The organism is Psychromarinibacter sediminicola (assembly GCF_029168335.1).
Classification (GTDB): domain Bacteria; phylum Pseudomonadota; class Alphaproteobacteria; order Rhodobacterales; family Rhodobacteraceae; genus Psychromarinibacter; species Psychromarinibacter sediminicola.
The window spans coordinates 1-1,332 of record NZ_JARGYC010000194.1 but is presented as its reverse complement, the minus strand read 5'-3'; the positions used below and the strand labels follow the sequence as shown (position 1 = coordinate 1,332).

Below are 1,332 nucleotides of genomic sequence, written 5' to 3'. Positions count from 1 at the left end.
TCCGTCCCGCGCATCATCACCTCCAGCATGCCGTGCAAAGGGTGAATCACGTTCTCAAACCCCTGTCGAGGCAGAGTTTTTCAGCAGCCTGTTAAGAACGCGCAGGCGGTCACGGATCGTGATCCCCGGCGCAACAATCAGAAAGCCCTTCCCGAAGCTCTTGGATGACGGAGAGCGCGCCGCATTGAGGACCTGCCAGGCCATCAGCATCGCCATGACCGTGGTCTTGCCTGCCCCGGTCGCGAGCTTGAGCGCGATGCGGAAAAGGTCCGGATTGGCCGCCGCATTCGACACTTTCAGCCAGTCGAGGAACCGCTTGCCGCGCTTGCCGTCCTTCGGCGCCACCTCGGCCAGCCATATTGCAACCTCGACCGCCTCAAGCTGGCAGAAGAATGGCCGGATCGGGACGGATTCGTCCGCCTGAATTGCTCGCCAATGCTGCAGCAGCCTTTGGGTGACCGGAGAAACCCGCCATTGCGCGGGGTTGGGAAGGTTGCGCCAGGTGTCGACTGCATCCCGCAATTCGTTAATGAAGGGTGTCGGGTTGTAATCCACGTCCTCCGTCGACAGGTCATCGAAAGCCAGGCTCGCCTGTTTGCTAACCTTTGCCTTCGCCCCCGGCATCGCCGAAATCAGATCTGACTTTCTTCGCCGCTCGATGATGCGGTCGGTCGGACGGCCATCCTTGTCCAGCTCCCAATTCCGCTCCGGAACGCGGTAGGGCGAATTCAAGATAGGGGCGTCGAAAAAGCTTTGTGACATCAAAGCACTCCTGTTCTGAAGCGCACACTACCAGCGCAGTCAGACGAGGGAAGGGGCAGTACGGCCGCTCTGCCGAATGCCACGCAATTATTACGAACTGCTCCGCGCTGCCTCAGACACGGGAATACTGACTCCATCAAGAACGGAGGCTGACAGCATGGACGACCAGCAGGAACCGAACAGGAACACCGGTCCCGAGACATTCCGGTTTACCGACTGGGCGATGATCTGAGGACCGACCATCCGCCCGGCGCCATTCCTCCCTGGGCGCCGGGCGGAGCGGAAAACGCACCATTGAGCGAGACGACTGGCCACCGGCTCCGGCCCGCGCCAGGACGCTTTGCCGTAAGGGAAGGTAATGTTTTCTGAGCGAAATTAACGAGGACGCCATGCGGATCATAGTAACCGACCGATTGGAGCCGCCTGCCTGACGGCGGAATTCCGAGCTAAGACACGTGCATAGCGACGTCCTTACCGACATGGTGTGATTGCGGCGGTCGCTCTCCGGTGGCGAACGAGGTCCGGTATGGTGGCCTCATGGATATTAGCCGTGAGGAGAACGACCTTGGA

Annotated in this window: 1 pseudogene; it reads right to left on the bottom strand. The window is 60.2% G+C overall.

The features are described 5' to 3' along the window. Positions 1-93: 93 nt before the first annotated feature. Positions 94-762: pseudogene (locus P1J78_RS24890) on the bottom strand (restriction endonuclease); the annotation flags it as partial. Between the last annotated feature and the right edge of the window lie 570 nt (positions 763-1,332).